Here is a 16,359-nt window from a genome sequence, read left to right as displayed (position 1 = left end):
AGAGGCCGGCGGAGGGGACGGCCCGTAGGCGCCTATTTGTATTCGTGAGACAAAGCGGCGCGGAAAAACGGGCCCGTGGATGGTGCGGGTACGTTTTGGCTTGTATAATAAGCGCTCTAAACAGAGCAAAACGCTAGATAAAGCGCATAGGATGTTCAAACGGGGGAGGAAATAGCAGATGGCGGGAAGGGTGAACATACAGACACTGCGGGAGATGAAATCGAAGGGTGAACGAATAACGATGCTCACCGCATACGACTATGCGTTCGCCGGAATATTGGATGCGGCGGGCATTGATATTCTGTTGGTGGGCGATTCGCTCGGCATGGTCGCTCTCGGGTACGAGGACACGCTGCCCGTGACCGTCGAGGAGATGATACACCACACCAAAGCGGTGGCGCGCGGCTCCACGCAGGCAATGATCATAACCGATATGCCGTTTATGTCGTACCAGGTATCCGATGAAAAAGCGCTCGAGAACGTCGGCTCTATTATGAAATTCTCGGGCGCGCAAGCGGTCAAGCTCGAAGGCGGGTCGCGTATCGTGGGGCTGGTTAAGAAGATAACGGACGCCGGCATACCGGTCATGGGACACCTGGGCCTGACGCCGCAATCCCTCCACCAGTTCGGCGGCTACGGCCTGCGGGCGCGCGGCGTCGATGAGGCCAGAGTCCTCCTTGACGATGCGCTCGCCCTCGAAGCGGCCGGTGCGTTCGCCATCGTACTCGAGAAAGTCCCGGCGGAACTCGCCGAGCTGGTCACCGCCGGCCTCTCCATCCCCACCATCGGCATCGGGGCGGGACCCAATTGCGACGGCCAGGTGCTTGTCACCAACGACCTCCTCGGCATGTTCGAGAAGTTCACGCCTAAGTTCTCCAAGCAATATACGAATCTTAGGGCCATCGTCGGCGAAGCGGTCCAAAGCTATATCACCGAGGTTCGAACCGACGTCTTCCCAACCCCCGAGCACTCCTACGGCATGGATGAAGCCGTCCTCGATACGTTTATAAAGATGATCGATAAGGGGCTGGAGGAGTCTTAATAATAGCATGTAACATCGTGGTGTTACGTGTTTGCGCATAGTTGGCGTTTGCCTTGCAATTGTAACAGTACGCTGATATAATAGCACCGCTGACTAGGTGTTTTACAGTAACGGCGCCGACCATGACGAGCATTGAGATGTTTGAGACACATACCATTGTTGAGCTGCGAAAGAAGCTGGGCGCGGCTCGCGCGGAGAATAGAAGAGTCGGGTTTGTGCCGACGATGGGCTACTTCCACGAAGGCCACCTGACGCTGATGCGCGAGGCGAAGAAACGGGCCGACGTAGTCGTGGTGAGCATCTTCGTAAACCCGACGCAGTTCGGGCCAAGCGAGGATTTTGAAAAGTATCCGGTAGACCTCGACCGCGATAGGGCTATGGCGGAGAGCGTCGACGTCGACATACTATTTACGCCGAGCGCCGGGGAGATATATCCCGAGGGTTATGCGACCTCGGTTAACGTTGAAGGCATCGCCGATGTGCTCTGCGGCAAAAGCCGTCCCGGGCATTTCAGCGGAGTCGCCACCGTCGTCGCCAAGCTCCTCAATATAGTCGAGCCCGACATAGCGGTCTTCGGCGAAAAAGATTGGCAGCAGCTCGCCGTGGTGCGCAGGATAGCGGCCGACTTGAACATCGACAGCGAAATCGTCGGTGTACCGACGGTGCGGGAAGCGGACGGGCTTGCGATGTCCTCGCGCAATGCCTACCTCTCGGCCGGGGAGCGAAAAGCGGCGCTCGTGCTCGCGAAAGCGCTTAAAATCGCGCAGGAGATGGTAGATAAGAATATAAGAGAGTCGGCCGAGGTTGAGCGGGCGATGCGTGACGTAATCGAGGCTGAGAGTCTCGTCGAGATTGAATATCTCGAGGTCCGCGACGCTCAAAGCCTAGCTGAAGTCGCCAAAATCGCGGGCGACACTTTGATAGCGATAGCGGCCAGGGTCGGCGGAACTCGCTTGATCGATAACGCAGTGGTGCGACCGGCCTAACAAGCCGTCACACGGCCGGAGCTTGAAAAATACGGCGAATTGTTTTAAATTAGATGTTATCCTTTCGTATAGTTGAAACAGGTAGGAGCATATGCAACGTTTTATGCTGCGAGGCAAAATCCATAGGGCGACGATTACCGAGGCGAACGTCGATTATATCGGGAGCGTCACTATCGATAGCGGGCTTATGGCACTTGCCGACATCCTCGAAAACGAAAAAGTAAGTGTGGTCAACCTCGATAACGGTGTCCGCCTGGAGACCTACGCCATCGCCGGCGCGCGAGGCTCGGGCGTCATCTGCCTCAACGGCGCCGCGGCGCTCTTGATGCAGCCGGGCGAGAAGGTCATCATCCTCTCATACGCAATAGTATCTGAGAGCGAGATAGCGGAGTGGCAACCGAGAGTCGTCCTGGTGGACAACGACAACAAACCGGTCACCGCCGCCGATGTCTTGCAGCCGACAACGAGCCGGTAGCGCTGCAGCTAGGTCAAAGATTCTTATCACTTTTACTCGTCGCACACCGGCCCTATCGCTATAATGGTATCCATGGATAAGAACGTCTTGATCATCGGTTATGGCAACCAGCTTCGCGGCGATGAGGGCATAAGCGATATCGCGCGCAAGCTAGTCTCCCAGGCCGCGCGCGATATCGTTGAACTTGTTGAAAAGCTCTGAGAGCGATTCTTTGTTTTAGACGTGAAAGCTAGATGCCTTTATGGCAGTTGCCGAGCTGCAAATGGTTAAATTCCATCACTACTTGGAACATCTGTGAGTTTCTTTAACCCATTCGCTTTGTTTTCTTTCTCAATCTGGTCCAGTTCTTGCGCAAAGGTAGCTGCATCAAATGTATAATCCCTGTTCGTTAGTTTGCCGTTTTCTTCTTTGAATTTTCCTTGGACTCCAAGTACGTAGTAACCGAAGTCATCTTTGTCTGTACGATCCCCTTTATCGTCAGTGAGGAACAGAACTACTTGTTCTCCTATTTGAAAGGTAACATACCCTTCGCCGGGATCGTAGATCATTTTGGCGTTTTCCCCACCTTCGGTACGGACCTCGACTTCAGCACCAGGGTTGCCCCTAAATACTTTGTCCACCTTAACTATATAGTCTGTTGCAGGAAAACCTCTTAAATCATCTTGCACCTCTGAAGAGACGACTTCCCCCGACACGATAACAGTAGCAAGGTTAACTAGTTCGTTTTTGTCATGATATGCAAAGCTAGCATCTGCGCTAACAACTGTTTTTCCGGGACTGATCATTTTCCCGTAACCATAGGCTGCAAGGGCACTCACTGTTAAGGTTGCTGTCAGAAGCAAGGTGACTACTTTTATTTTTTTCATGTCTGTCTCCTTTCGATACTTGTTATATTAATTAAACCACCTAGCGGTAGAAGCTCTGGCAGCGTCTTTGTTTAATAAAGTATGCGTATAAGCATAAGCAATGCCCACTACCAAAGTCCCGCCGATCATTACCACCAACAAAGCGACAAACAATTTCTTCATGTTCCCTCCTAACCAGCATACACTTGTTCAAACATGGAAGACAATCACCGCGTTAAAAAGAAAATTCATCCCGCGATTCACCGCCCCCTCGCAAATTGATTCTGATTGGAAAATCCGACTATCGTAAAGTAGCACTACGTTTATAGGCTACCAGAGGGGGGATGGATGTAAAGGGTATCTTGTATGTTTATTTCGTGGGTTTTTCTTGCATATAAGTATATCTTACCGGCGCTATATCAAGGTAATTCGCCGTCAAGCCGCCGAACGTCGACTCGATGTCCGGCCTGATTTTGTCTTTTAGTTTATCGACTGTCATCTTACGCCCTCTTTATCGAATCGAGAACTCGTCCGTCATGGCTGAACAAAAAAAGGCCCCTCCGCGGAGGGGCCTAAAAAGACGAAGGCATGGTCAACCGAAACGCCTGCGAGCGGGCTAGCTCGCGCGCCTCACCAATAGGAGACGCTTACTCGCGCTCGCGAGGTGCTTCGGCTGGTAGCGCGGCCTCAATATCCGGATCTCCGCGCTCGCGGGCTCCATCAACTCGCGAAGCCCCGCGAAGACACCGATACCGACACAGACGTCGCCTATGCTGAACGCGCCGCCAAACGATAATGCCTGGGGCATAGATAAGACATCACCGAGAAACCAGAGGAGCGGAGGGTCGGCTGGATACCCTAGATTAACGAGGCCGGTGCCCGCGACCGCTATCGAACCCGGCATATAGCCGCCGTTCGAGAGTATCGCAAAGAAATTAAGGAGCAGACCCGTGGCGATAACCGGCGCTCCGGCGATGCCGCGATTGGCAAGCATGAACACGATGATGAGCGCGTAGGATGCGCCGTTTGCGATTATACCAATAGCGGCAACGCTCAAGTAAGACGTGTCCCACACATAGACCGTCGCCTGCAAGATGAAAGCCGCCACGACAAGCAGACCATAACGCAACCTAACCTGCGAGAGTGAAGCGAGCTTCCCCCCTTGAAGATAGCCAAAAACAAGTGCGAGCATAATAAAGCCGAGAATAAACATTGCGACGTCTCCTTCGAGTGGATTTCCGTTACTATTTATTCTCGGCAAAAGCGCGGCGCGGTTTAGGATATATAGATTATCTGGGCGGCATCGGCACATCCGTTCCATGACAGCTGGTGCAGTTATTTTGGGATGTTATATCGTGCGTCTTAACTTGGGAGCCGTGCACTGGTACGAACTTACCGTCTGTCCATTCATTTAGAAGATTTACGGTCTTTACTGTAACGTCGACAGAAAGCCTTGCGCATCTATCTTTCCTCTGGGGGGAACCGATTGGAACTCCCTCCTTTTTCATCCATTTACCAACTGAAATGTGACAGAGCGGTGAGCCGCTCTTGTTTACATTTTTGATATCCGCCTTTGGATTTGCCGGCTTATAAATCGGCAGCTCAGTAGTCGTATACCAATTTATAACATCATTTAGTATTTTTTCGCCCTCCTCACCGGCGATAAAACTTGTGGCGATGCCCGCTGCGATCAACGTTCCACACATGGTTCCCCAGCCAACTACTCCGCCATGGGCAAATTTAAAAGCTTCTAATGGAAGTAGGGCATAAGGTTCTCCCATCTCTTCCTGGAGAGGAACGAGTATCCCGCTTACAACCGAATAACTACAAAATCCCTTATACCACCTGTCGTAAGCTATTTCCGCGGCCCTATCGGGATCTATTTTCTTGTACCCCCATGGATATTCAGGTTTTGCCTTAGCTGATGTTTCCGCGGTTGGCACTTGAGAAGACTGCACCCCACATCCCGATAACACCGCCATTGTCGTTGCTCCCGCAGTAAGTACCCCTGCCTTGGCGAGAAACCGTCGTCTTGATAACTTATCCTCTTCTAACCCCTTGTATATCTCCATAATTTCCTACCTCCCCTTTACACAATCTTTGCGGATAAGTAAGGCCTCCTTGCCTCATGTGTCTGCCCTTTGGCCCGCCGCCTGAGCTAAATTCCGGACAAAGTGCGCGCGGTGCTCCAATGCCATTGGATTTTTACGGATACGTAATAAATTTCCAATCAATACCAACCTCCTTTCTTAGAAAATTAGTATACATGTAGAAACACTAGGATTAAGTTCGCTTGCAACCCATTATTCATATCGGCTTACTAGGATTCTTTGTAACAATTGTATCAATCTATTTGTTGCCTTGTCAAGCTCTCTGTAAATTCCTTATAGGCGAGTGAAGGTCTTGCAAAATAGATCAAGACCTCACACTATCTCGTTTATAACCGGTAAACACGATAAGGAGGTCTTGATATGGAAAGCATTTTCGATGCTATCCGCACATTATTTTGATGCTATCCGCACATCAATAAAAGAGGGGGCCGACTGCAGGCGGTTGGGGCAAAAATGCCTATTAACTATCGAGGCCCAGATCCCTGTTGCCCGCCTTTTGCTTTTCTACGCTTCTATTTCCGCTCGATAAAGTTAGCCGATTTCATCTCTTCCAGGGCTGAAACGGCTATCTTTGCGACCTTTCGACCGGACAAGAGCATCCCGCCGAAGGTGGGGCCCATGCGCGGCAGGCCGTAAACCGAAGCAACCGCCATGCCGGTTGCCAGAAGACCGGGGTATACCAGACCGGTCTTTTTCACCAACACATCTTCGGATTCTTCTACCCACATACTCCCGCAGCCCGGCAAGCCTAAAACGCCGCGCTTCGCTAAGGCGCCAATGACATGGGCATCGTGTCCGGTTGCATCGATTACGAACTTCGACTCGATCGCCACCGGGTCGACGCAGGTTATGGCTCGCGGCAGCGAAGCCACCGCGTTCCAGTTGATCACGGCGCCCTGCACAATCTCGTTGCGGACAACGAGGTCTTCAAACCTGGTCGCGTTTATCACCTTTGCCCCGGCATCGCACGCGGCCGCTATCAACCTGGAACACGCATGGGGGCCATCGGCGACATAAAGGCCGGCGCTAATCTCTTTGTTGGGCACGCCCAACTCATTTAATACCTCTTGGGCGGGCGCGCGAACGGTCAGCTTGTTCATGAGATAGCCGCCTATCCAAAAACCGCCGCCGAGATAGTTATTGCTTTCGATAACGAGCGTTTTTAACCCGGCGTTAGCCATATCCATTGCCGCTATCAAGCCACTCGGCCCGGCGCCAACTACAATAACATCGCTCTCGACATAATCCATAAACTCTTCCATAAACTCACCGACGATAGCCCTCGTTACCGCGGCTTCGCCCACCGGGGCGAATATTCTCTCTTCCATTTGCAAATACCTCCTAAAGTTACTTAGCATATCTTCTATCGCACTCTTTTCTTATGTACTGCTCAATAAAACAAAAAAGCCGCACCAGAAAAAGGTACGGTTACTAACTAACGCGTTCCCTTCGCTGGTATAATCCAGATCAGGTTCAAACGGTCGCCGGGTTTCGCCCAGCCTCTCAGCCACCATCAGTGGCTCCCGCACATACTTATGAATTTATCCCACATTAACAAGCCGGGCAGAGTATGTCAAGGGAACGAATCACGACTAAGCGCCCGCGCTTATAATTTGATTTCCACGCCGTCGGATGCCGCTATAACACCTAAGCCCTATCGGGCCCATGATCGGAGATCGTTACCTCCGCGGGACCGTTTGAAACTGTGCCTGTTGCGGTCAAGTAATCATTCTTGTGGCCGATATAGCAGAAAAGATAGTTGGTGTTTGAGTGCGCGCCGCACTATTTCAACCCAGGGAGGTCGTAACATGCCAATCGTTCAATGGAGCGATGATTTCAAAACCGGTGTATGTGGGGTCGATTGCCAACATAAGGCACTGGTTCGAATGCTCAGCGGTCTTTACGCGATAGCAGAGAAAGCCCAAGACCGTGAAGTCGCTGCGGAAGCGACGAGCCTACTCGCGGATTTTGTCGTCGAGCACTTCCAGTGTGAAGAAAAAACAATGCGCGATGCGGGCTATCCGGGCTACGAATCGCACAAAAAAGGTCACGATGAATTTGCCGGAGAGGTAGTCAAGATAGTACAACATTTTGACGAGACCGGCGACAACGGGGCTCTTGCGACAAGCGTTCAGCACTACATGGTCCCCTGGCTGACCGGGCATTTCACGAAGGCCGATAGGGAAATGGCTCATTTTATCACTGGTGGCCCGGGCGGTAAAGCGGCTTAGTGTTTAGAATAGACTGAAACGCACAAAGACGGGCACAAAGACGGGGGCCGATACAGCCCCGTCTTCTTATACTCATATCCGACCAGCCCGATAGGCCCGATATATGTCTGCCGCGCCTTACGCCTTCGCCATTTTAACCGCACAGACTTTGAGTTCGGGTATCTTCGCGACCGGGTCGATAGCGGTGTTCGTTAAGACATTCGCCGCCGACTCGGCATAGTGGAACGGCATGAAGATTACGCCTTCCCGTATGCCTTCGGTGACCATCGCCGTACTGGTCAGACAACCGCGTCGGCTGGTTAAGACCACGTCCTCGCCGTCGGCGATGCCGTGTTTGGCCGCGTCGGCCGGGTGCATCTCGACCCAGCTTCTCGGCGCGAGCGAGTTGAGTGCTTCGGAGCGCCTCGTCATCGTCCCGGTGTGATACTGCCACAGGCTGCGCCCGGTAGTCAGTATCATCGGATATTCCTCGTCCGCTTCTTCTGCCGGCGCCCGGTGGTCGACCGCGTGGAAGAGCCCCTTACCCCTTGTGAAGCCCTGCGTGTGCAGGATGGGTGTTCCCGGGTGCTCCTCGGTCGGGCACGGCCAGTGCAGGCCGCCCTTCTCAAGACGCTCGTAGCTGATACCGGCGTAACTCGGGGTAAGCTTTCGCATCTCTTCATATATCTCCTCGGCCGACTCATAATGCATCGGGTAGCGAAGCGCGAGGCCGATTTCCGCGATTATCCGCCAGTCGGGCTTTGCCTCACCCGGCGGCTCGGTCGCTTTGCGCACGCGCTGCACCCGCCGCTCACTGTTGGTGAAAGTGCCGTCCTTCTCCGCGAAACACGCACTCGGCAGGACGACATCGGCCAACTCCGCCGTTTCGGTGAGGAAGATATCCTGCACCACCAGGAAATCGAGTTTCTCGAGCGCCTCCTTGACGTGGGTGCTGTCCGGGTCGGAGAGCGCCGGGTTCTCACCCATGATATAGAGCGCCTTTATCTCGCCTTCGCCGGCTTTTTTTGTTACTTCCGAGAGGGTTAAACCCGGGTTCGGCGAGAGTTCGACGCCCCACGCCTTTTCGAACTTCTCGCGCACCGCCTCATCGGCGACCGGCTGGTATGCGGTTAATACGTTAGGCAAGCCGCCCATATCGCACGCACCCTGGACGTTGTTCTGGCCACGCAGCGGATTTACGCCCGCGCCCCGCTTGCCGAGGTTGCCGGTGATCATCGCGAGATTCGCGATGGCCAACACATTGTCCGTACCCGAGGTGTGCTGGGTAATGCCCATGGTGTAGCAGATAGCCGCGCGCCCGGCATTCGCGTAGAGCCTGGCCGCTTGCCTGATATCTTCGGCGGCAACGCCGGTTATCTTCCCCACCACATCGGGGGTATATTTCGGCAAGACGACTTCGAGTTCCGCAAAGCCCTCGGTGCGTTCCGCGATGAAGTCGCGGTCGGCCAGGCCTTCGGAGAGAATGACGTTCATGAGACCGTTGAGCAGGGCGACATCGGTGCCTGGTCTCTGCGCCAGCCATATCTCGGCGAAGTCGACGAGCGGGATGCGGCGCGGGTCGGCTACGATTATCTTCGCGCCGCGCTCGCGTACCGCCTTCTTCATCTGATAGCCGATGATGGGGTGCGCTTCGGTCGTATTCGTTCCTATCGCGAGGATGACGTCGGCTTCCGCCAGGTCCTCGATGGTGTTGGTCATCGCACCGCTACCAAACGCTTTGGCCAGACCGGCCACAGTAGCGGAGTGTCACAACCTGGCGCAGTGGTCGACGTTGTTGGTGCCGATCACCGCCCGCAGAAGCTTCTGGAAGAGATAGTTCTCCTCGCTGGTGCAGCGGGCCGAGGTAAACCCGGCCACCGTGTCCGCCCCATAGGTGCTCTTCACATCGTAGAGCCTCCCGGCTACCGTGTTTATCGCTTCGACCCAAGAGACTTTGACCAGCTTGCCGTCTTTTCGCATCAGCGGGTGGGTCAGGCGGTCGGGGTGACCGATAAAATGGTAGCCGAAGCGGCCTTTGCCGCAGAGGTTGCCCTTGTTGACTCCCTCGCCCAGCGTTTGCGTCACACGAAAGACCTTGCCGGTGCGGTCGGTGTTGAGTTCGAGCGTGCAGCCGACTCCGCAATAAGTACAGGTCGTTGTCGTAACCGCGGGCGGCCAGAGAAACTCGCGGGCGAATTTCGGCCGGTTCTCGACGAGCGCCGCGGTCGGGCAAGCCGAGATGCACTGGCCGCACGCTTCGCATTTGGTCTCGGCGAGCGGGATATTGCCGGTCGGCACGATATCGTTTTCACCCTCCCGGTACTCTAGCGCAAAAGCCCCGACCACCGAATCGCAGATATCGACGCACTTTTGACACTGGATACACTTGTTCTGGTCGCGTAAGACGATGGGGTGGCTCTTGTCTATCTTGAAACGGCGCATGGCCGCATAGTCGTCGCTCGGCTCAATCTCGTAAGTTATGGCGGCGTCGCGCAGGTCACAGTCGTTCTGTTTGATGCAGCCGCACTCGAGGCAACGCTCCGCTTCCTTAAGCGCGTCTTCCTCGCTCAGGCCCAATTCGACCTCGGTGAAGTTGCCGACACCGAGTCTTTTAGCCGTCTCGAGGTCGGGCATTTTTACACGCGCGACTCCCGATACGCCGAGGTCTTCTTTCGTGACCCCGCCGCGCGCCGCGCTAAAGGGCGTCCGCGCGCCCAGGTCTATCTCTTTGCCGTCGAGGTATTGGATTATCGCAAACGCGGAGTCGCGACCGCCGGCGACCGCCTGGATAGCGGCGTCGGGGCCGGTCACCGCGTCACCCGCCGCAAAGACGCCGGTAAGCGAGGTCTGCGTGGTGGCGGCATCGGCCGCCATATATTTTCCGTCCATCGCGCCTTCCGCGCCGGTGCCGTCGATGGCCTGGCCGATTGCGGCGATGAGATTATCGACTTCGAGAACGAACTCACTCCCCGCCTGCGGCTCGGGACGGCGGCGCCCCGATGCGTCGGGTTCGCCAAGCGCCATCCGCACACACTCGACCGCCTCGACCCTATCCGTGCCGATGACGCGGGTCGGGTTCGCCAGGAGCAATAGTTCGACGCCCTCGTGCTCGGCCTCTTCTATCTCTATATCATGGGCCGGCATCTCAGCGCGGCCGCGGCGGTAGATAAGGTAGACCTTCTCGGCGCCGAGACGAAGCGAGCTTCGCGCCGCGTCGATAGCAACGTTTCCGCCGCCGACTACGGCAACTGTTTTTCCGATTTTTATCGGGTCGTTGAGGCCGATGGAGCGCAAAAAATCGACGCCGCTCATCACGCCGGGAATATCTTCGTTCTCAATCCACATCTTCGTGCCGGCCTGTGCGCCGATACCGAGAAAGACCGCGTCGTATTCGTTTTGTAGCTCCTCTATTGTGAAGTCCGCGCCGAGGCGTTTGTTGGTATGAAGCTCCGCGCCGAGTTCGAGTATCTCGTGGACCTCGTCGTCGATAATGTCTTTCGGGAGACGATAGGCGGGGATGCCGTAGCGGAGCATACCGCCGGCCTGGGGCATCGCCTCGAAGATGACCGGTTTATGGCCCTCGATGGCGAGGTAATACGCGCATGAGAGGCCGGCCGGACCGGCGCCGATGATAGCGACCTTCTTGCCGGTCGCGGGCTTTACATCGGGGCGAAAGCGCATCGCCGAGAATTTATCCCGGTCGGCGGTGAATCGCTTGAGCCAGCAGATGCTGATGCGCTCTTCCACCAGGTTGCGCCGGCACACATCCTCACAGGGACGGGTGCAGACCCGCCCGATGATGCCGGGGAGCGGGTTGGTCCGCTTTATAAGCTCTACCGCGTCGCGGTAGCGTTTCCGCGCGATGAGGCCGATGTAGCCCTGGGCGTCGGTCCCCGCCGGGCAGGCCAGAGTGCAGGGCGCGATGCAGTCGGCCCAGTGGTCGGCAAAGAGTTCCTTGAGGCGGCTCTTTCGTATGTCGATGAGCGCGGGGGTGTCGGTGCGCACGCTCATGCCTTCGACTAGCGCGGTCGCGCATGCCTTGACGGGCTCGCTTTCACCGGACACCTCTACGACACACATGCCGCAGCGCTCATTCGGTTTGAGGCGCGGGTCGCCGCAGAGGCTCGGGATATAGACCCCGCGTGCCCGCGCAACGTCGAGGATAGTCTGGCCCGACTGAGCCATAAGGGACTCCCCGTCTATTGTTATGTTGAGTTGTTCGCGTACCAGTGTCTCCGACATAAGTCCTCCCAGCTTTTAAGATCAGATAAAGATGTGCCTAGGTCTTCTGAAAACAAGAAAAACTCGCGCGCCGCCGATGCTCGGCGATATTTTCTTATGCGCAGAAGACGTATCGGAAGGGCGGACGCGTAGTCCGCCCTCTCCTCTCCGTCCTTCTATTCGTCGATTACTCACTCATATCGTGAACCGCCTATTACGCTTCGGCCTTCGCGCCAAGAATGTCATCGAGGTATGACGCGGCGTAGAGCATCTCGTTCTTGAGAACCTCGACGGTCTTGACGACCGACATCAGTTCTTTGTCGAGCGAGTCGGCGATTGCGGCGGTAAGACCCGCGGCTGCCAGCATCGTCATGAAGGTGTAGCCGAAGCGCGTGTGAAGGTCCTTCGGCGTACCGTTGTAAATATTGCTCAAACCGACGACCGATTTCATCGGTGGGTCGTTGAGCATCTGGAATTGGCGGATGGTCTCAACGACCTCCATCGCATCCATCTGGGCCACCCCGATAGGCAGAACGAGCGGGTCGAGGTAGATTCTCTCGAGGCCCACGCCGTGCTCCATCGCTTTACCCATGATGGTCGCGGCGTTTACAAGGCGCTCGTTGCAGTCACGCGGGATACCGGCGGAGGTCATAGCGAGCGCGATGATATCGGCGTCGAATGTCGCCGCCATCGGCATGTACTTGTCGAGCACGTCCTCGTCGGCGTTGGTCGAGTTGATCATCGGTTTGTGCTTGGTGACCACTTTGAGGCCCGCCTCCATCGCCTCGGTGTTCTTGGTATCGAGGCATAGTTGGATAGAGTCGTCGACAACCTCCTCGACTGTCTTAACGAGCCATTCCATCATAGCCGAACCGTCTTTGGTCGCCGGCCCAAGGTTAAGGTCAAGGCAACGCGAGCCGCCCGCGACCTCGGCGAGCGCCAAGTCCTGGATAGGTTTGGCATTGCGCTCGCGCATAGCCGGACCAATCGTCTTCGACATAATATTAATCTTCTCGGCAATAATCAGCATACTTGTTTCTCCTTCCCTCGTAAGCTTTGTATATCAGATACCGGAAACTCGAGCAGTCCCGCACCCCTACATATCGTTAGAGAACTGCGGCGACGCGATGAATCATGGTGTTTGTCGCGTCTCGCTGCGCCCTCTCGTATCAAGGCTCAAGACCCCGGTTGCTCTCGAATATGCAATACGGCTACGCGTCGCTCTCGCCGATTTCGGCCTGGAGCCGCTCTTTGATGGCCCGTATATCCTCGACATACTCCGCGTCGCTGTCGAACGGTGATTTCCCCTCGAGGTCCGCCTTGCGTATCGTCTCGCTCTCGCGAAGTGTGCCGATTACCGGTAAATCCGGTATATGCTTGCGCATCGTCTCTTCCTCGTCGCGGTCGTGTACCTTGTTGAGGACGAGAAAGATGCGCGGTATGCCTAAGTCTTTCGCCAACTTTTCAATCTGGCGCGCGGTCTGGATGCTCCGCTGGCCCGGCTCTATCACGATTAACATCGCATCGACCGACTGGCTGGTGCCGCGCCCGAGGTGCTCGATGCCGGCCTCCATATCCATGATGACCGCTTCGTTGCGCCCCACGATGACGTGCTTTAAAAGCGCTTTGAGCATCGTCGATTCGGGACAGATGCACCCCGCGCCGCCCGACTCCACCGTGCCGAGAACGAGGAGTTTTACCCCGTCGGCCTCGACGCTGAGTTCATCCGGGATATCGTCGACCTTGGGGTTGAGCTTGAAAAAGCCCCCCATGGTCCCCGGTACGCCGCCCGTGCGCTCGGCGATAAGCTCGCTCATCCCGGCGATCGGCACTATATTTGCGGCGGCGGTCGGGTCGATGCCGAGCGCCGCGGCCAGATTGGCGTCCGGGTCGGCGTCGATTGCTATGACATTGTAGCCCTCTTGCGCAAGAAGCCTTGCCAGGCCCGCGGCGACTGTCGTCTTGCCGACGCCGCCCTTACCGGTTACCGCTATTTTCACTCTACATCATCCCGCCAAATTAAAGTTGTCAATACATTAAAAACATCGGTCCTTAGGGGCCGAGCTACGGGAGCCGGCCCTTACCCTTGATCCTATAAGCCGGCCGCGGCTAAAATATCCGGCACCCTGTCTTCAGCGCCGATGGCCATTACATGGACACCCGCGCAGACATCTTTTAGCTGGGCGATTTGGTCGCCCGCTATCTCGATACCCTTCTTGAGCACGTCTTCGCCCTTGAGCGGCGCGAGTTGATCTATAAGCTCTTGCGGCACTGAAACACCGGCCACAAACTTATTGAGATACTTAGCCATACCGGCCGATTTCAAGAGCAAGATACCCGCGAGAATCGGCACATCGAGTTCTTTGGCCCGCTCCATGAAGGTCATGAACTTGGGCATATCGTATATGGCCTGCGTCTGAAAGAACTTGGCGCCGGCGTTGACCTTCTTCTTAAACTTAGCGAGCTGCGGCTCGAACGGAATCGACTCGGGCGTCACAATCGCGCCCGCGAAGAAATCGGTCGCGCCTCGCAGCTCGAGTCCGGCCATGTCGCGCCCTTCGTTTAGGCCGTTGATGACCTCGAGGAGCTGAACCGACTCGATATCGAAGACCGCTTTGGCGTCCTTGTGGTCGCCGAGGACCGGATGGTCGCCGGTGAGCGCGAGGACGTTCTTAATCCCCATGATGGCCGCACCGAGCAGGTCGGATTGGAGCCCCAGGCGGTTCCGGTCGCGGCAGGTCATCTGATAAATCGGCTCGATACCGATGTCCATGATCTCTTTAGCCGTCGCCAGAGTGCAGATACGCATGACCGCGCTCTGGTTATCGGTGACGTTGAGCGCCGTTACCTTGCCTTTTAGTCCTTTAATATGATGAACCATCTCGCTGATGTCGGTGCCTTTCGGAGGGCCGACTTCAGCGGTGACCACAAAATTCCCACTTTGAATCTCTTCTTTAAATCCCACTGTGCTACCCTCCTACTTCCTCAAATCCATCGAGCGGATATTCCCGGCTTTGCCGTAGTTCTTGGGCATGTTTATCTCCATAAACTTGTCGAGCGTGCCGAGCTGCTCCATCTTATTATAGATAAGGACCCAACCGCAGTCCTTATCGTTTCCTATCTCACACTTGCCGTTGTTGGTGCCGCCGCACGGCCCGTTGAGCAGGCTCTTCGCGCAGCGGGCGACCGGGCAAACGCCGCCGGTCAAGTGCAAAATACACTCGCCGCAGCCTTTACACATCTCGGTATAGTACCCGTACTCTTCGTTGAACCCCATAAAGGTCGTGTTGACCCCGGGGAAGACCGGCAAATCCGGGAACTTTCGGGCGATGCCCTGAATCCCGACACCGCACGCCAGGGAGACGATGGCTTGGTACTTATCGGTATCTTTGACCTCATCGAGGTATTCGAAATCGCATTGGCGGATGACGGTCTGCTCGCCGACCTCGATATCGCGCCCGTCGACCTTGCGCGCGAGGCGCAGGGCGGTCGCGGTGAGGTTGACGGAGCGCTCGCCGCCGGTAAGGCAGACCTCTACACAGGTACCGCAACCGACCATAAGGACGCGGTCATATCCGTCGACCATAGCTTCTATCTCATCCAGGCTCTTTGGCTCCGCAACAATCATCTTATTTCACCATCACTTTATTGAGAGGATTCGGCCCCAGCTCGGCGAGCGCGGCCCTGAACGCACCTATAGCTTGCCGCGCCTCTTCCGGGGTCGCGAACGAGCCCATGAACTCGACGCGCTCACCGCCGATGCCTATCTCGTCGAGGAGCCGCTTCACGCGATTGGCGCGAACCTCGGCCCAGTTGACGCCCTTGCGATAGCGGCATTTGTCATCGGGGCAGGCCATGACGGCCACGCCGTCGACACCGTTCTCAATCGCGCGCAGGATGTGCCGCATGTCGAGGCGACTCGCGCACATCAGTTTTACGAAGTTGAGACCGGGCGGCGCGGATGTCGCCTTGGAGACCGGGTTATATATCTCGGGCTTGCCAAGCTGGCAGCCGAAGGCAACGATACCGCTCGTAGCCGCGTCTATCCGCTCATTTATAAGTGTATCATCATTGAAGCCGACATGTATCGCCATGCCGGGGCATTCCGCCGCGCAAATGCCGCAGGACTGGCAGCTATCCCAATTGAAACCGGCTACGCGCGCCTCGGTGATATACGGCGCGCCGAACGGGCAGACCCGCACGCAGGTCAGACAAGCCGCGCATTTCTCGGCGATTATCTCGGCGCCGCGCCCGCAGTTCATGCAGCGCCCCGCCTCGTAGATAGCCATATCGATATCGAAGCCGCCCTCGGCCTCCACAAAGCTCTTGACGCGCTCCGCCGGGTCGACGACGGGGACATGGTTCTTCTCTCTGCGCACTATCGCGTCGACGGTGTGCCGCGGAAGCCTGCCGATAGCGAGCGGCTCGGGCACGACAACCGCGCCGGCGGGGCCGGTGGTCAAAAAACG

15 protein-coding genes and 1 riboswitch are annotated in these 16,359 nt (G+C 56.1%); of the genes, 4 read left to right on the top strand and 11 right to left on the bottom strand.

Annotated features, from left to right (window positions below):
* Positions 1-178 precede the first annotated feature (178 nt).
* The 3 genes from panB to KGZ93_04395 all read left to right on the top strand — a co-directional run bounded on the left by panB (position 179) and on the right by KGZ93_04395 (position 2,503).
* Positions 179-1,042 carry a 3-methyl-2-oxobutanoate hydroxymethyltransferase gene (gene panB, locus KGZ93_04405; protein MBS3908850.1) on the top strand — a complete coding sequence of 288 codons (864 nt, stop codon included), beginning with the start codon at positions 179-181 and terminating at the stop codon, positions 1,040-1,042.
* A gap of 137 nt (positions 1,043-1,179) precedes the next feature.
* Positions 1,180-2,028: a pantoate--beta-alanine ligase gene (panC, locus tag KGZ93_04400; protein MBS3908849.1), complete on the top strand. Its 849-nt coding sequence runs from the start codon at positions 1,180-1,182 to the stop codon at positions 2,026-2,028.
* A gap of 91 nt (positions 2,029-2,119) precedes the next feature.
* Complete coding sequence (locus KGZ93_04395) at positions 2,120-2,503, top strand: aspartate 1-decarboxylase (protein ID MBS3908848.1); 384 nt, start codon at positions 2,120-2,122, stop codon at positions 2,501-2,503.
* A 266-nt stretch (positions 2,504-2,769) separates the two neighbouring features.
* On the opposite strand, the gene KGZ93_04390 is transcribed toward KGZ93_04395, so the two are convergent.
* The 4 genes from KGZ93_04390 to KGZ93_04375 form a co-directional block, all read right to left on the bottom strand.
* Positions 2,770-3,369, bottom strand: coding sequence for a hypothetical protein (locus KGZ93_04390; GenBank protein ID MBS3908847.1), 600 nt, complete (start codon positions 3,367-3,369; stop codon positions 2,770-2,772).
* 595 nt (positions 3,370-3,964) lie between these two features.
* The gene (locus KGZ93_04385) at positions 3,965-4,561 is read right to left on the bottom strand and encodes a DUF5317 domain-containing protein (GenBank protein MBS3908846.1); all 597 of its coding nucleotides are present in this window, start codon (positions 4,559-4,561) and stop codon (positions 3,965-3,967) included.
* Positions 4,562-4,637: 76 nt separating this feature from the next.
* Positions 4,638-5,420 carry a C_GCAxxG_C_C family protein gene (locus KGZ93_04380; GenBank protein MBS3908845.1) on the bottom strand — a complete coding sequence of 261 codons (783 nt, stop codon included), beginning with the start codon at positions 5,418-5,420 and terminating at the stop codon, positions 4,638-4,640.
* A gap of 551 nt (positions 5,421-5,971) precedes the next feature.
* Complete coding sequence (locus KGZ93_04375; GenBank protein MBS3908844.1) at positions 5,972-6,787, bottom strand: sulfide-dependent adenosine diphosphate thiazole synthase; 816 nt, start codon at positions 6,785-6,787, stop codon at positions 5,972-5,974.
* Between the two features lie 99 nt (positions 6,788-6,886).
* Positions 6,887-6,996: riboswitch (TPP riboswitch) on the bottom strand.
* 271 nt (positions 6,997-7,267) lie between these two features.
* Here KGZ93_04375 and KGZ93_04370 point away from each other — a divergent pair.
* Entirely contained in the window at positions 7,268-7,690 is a 423-nt protein-coding gene (locus KGZ93_04370; protein MBS3908843.1) for a hemerythrin family protein, read from the top strand.
* Positions 7,691-7,807: 117 nt separating this feature from the next.
* On the opposite strand, the gene fdhF is transcribed toward KGZ93_04370, so the two are convergent.
* From fdhF to KGZ93_04335, 7 genes are all read right to left on the bottom strand, one after another.
* Entirely contained in the window at positions 7,808-9,424 is a 1,617-nt protein-coding gene (gene fdhF / locus KGZ93_04365; protein ID MBS3908842.1) for a formate dehydrogenase subunit alpha, read from the bottom strand.
* 12 nt (positions 9,425-9,436) lie between these two features.
* Positions 9,437-11,911: an FAD-dependent oxidoreductase gene (locus KGZ93_04360; protein MBS3908841.1), complete on the bottom strand. Its 2,475-nt coding sequence runs from the start codon at positions 11,909-11,911 to the stop codon at positions 9,437-9,439.
* A 193-nt stretch (positions 11,912-12,104) separates the two neighbouring features.
* A complete protein-coding gene (locus KGZ93_04355; GenBank protein MBS3908840.1) occupies positions 12,105-12,920 on the bottom strand; it encodes a dihydropteroate synthase in 816 nt (271 codons plus the stop codon).
* A gap of 181 nt (positions 12,921-13,101) precedes the next feature.
* Positions 13,102-13,890 (bottom strand): AAA family ATPase, encoded by a 789-nt coding sequence (locus KGZ93_04350; GenBank protein MBS3908839.1) that lies wholly within the window; start codon positions 13,888-13,890, stop codon positions 13,102-13,104.
* 92 nt (positions 13,891-13,982) lie between these two features.
* A complete protein-coding gene (locus KGZ93_04345) occupies positions 13,983-14,855 on the bottom strand; it encodes a methylenetetrahydrofolate reductase (protein ID MBS3908838.1) in 873 nt (290 codons plus the stop codon).
* A 12-nt stretch (positions 14,856-14,867) separates the two neighbouring features.
* A complete protein-coding gene (locus tag KGZ93_04340; protein ID MBS3908837.1) occupies positions 14,868-15,518 on the bottom strand; it encodes a methylenetetrahydrofolate reductase C-terminal domain-containing protein in 651 nt (216 codons plus the stop codon).
* Position 15,519: 1 nt separating this feature from the next.
* The coding region (locus KGZ93_04335; protein ID MBS3908836.1) for a hydrogenase iron-sulfur subunit at positions 15,520-16,359 on the bottom strand (840 nt) is incomplete at its 5' end.

This window comes from Actinomycetota bacterium, assembly GCA_018333515.1.
Lineage (GTDB): Bacteria > Actinomycetota > Aquicultoria > Aquicultorales > Aquicultoraceae > Aquicultor.
The sequence above is the reverse complement of the archived record's forward strand: the minus strand, read 5'-3'. Positions and strand labels throughout refer to the sequence as shown.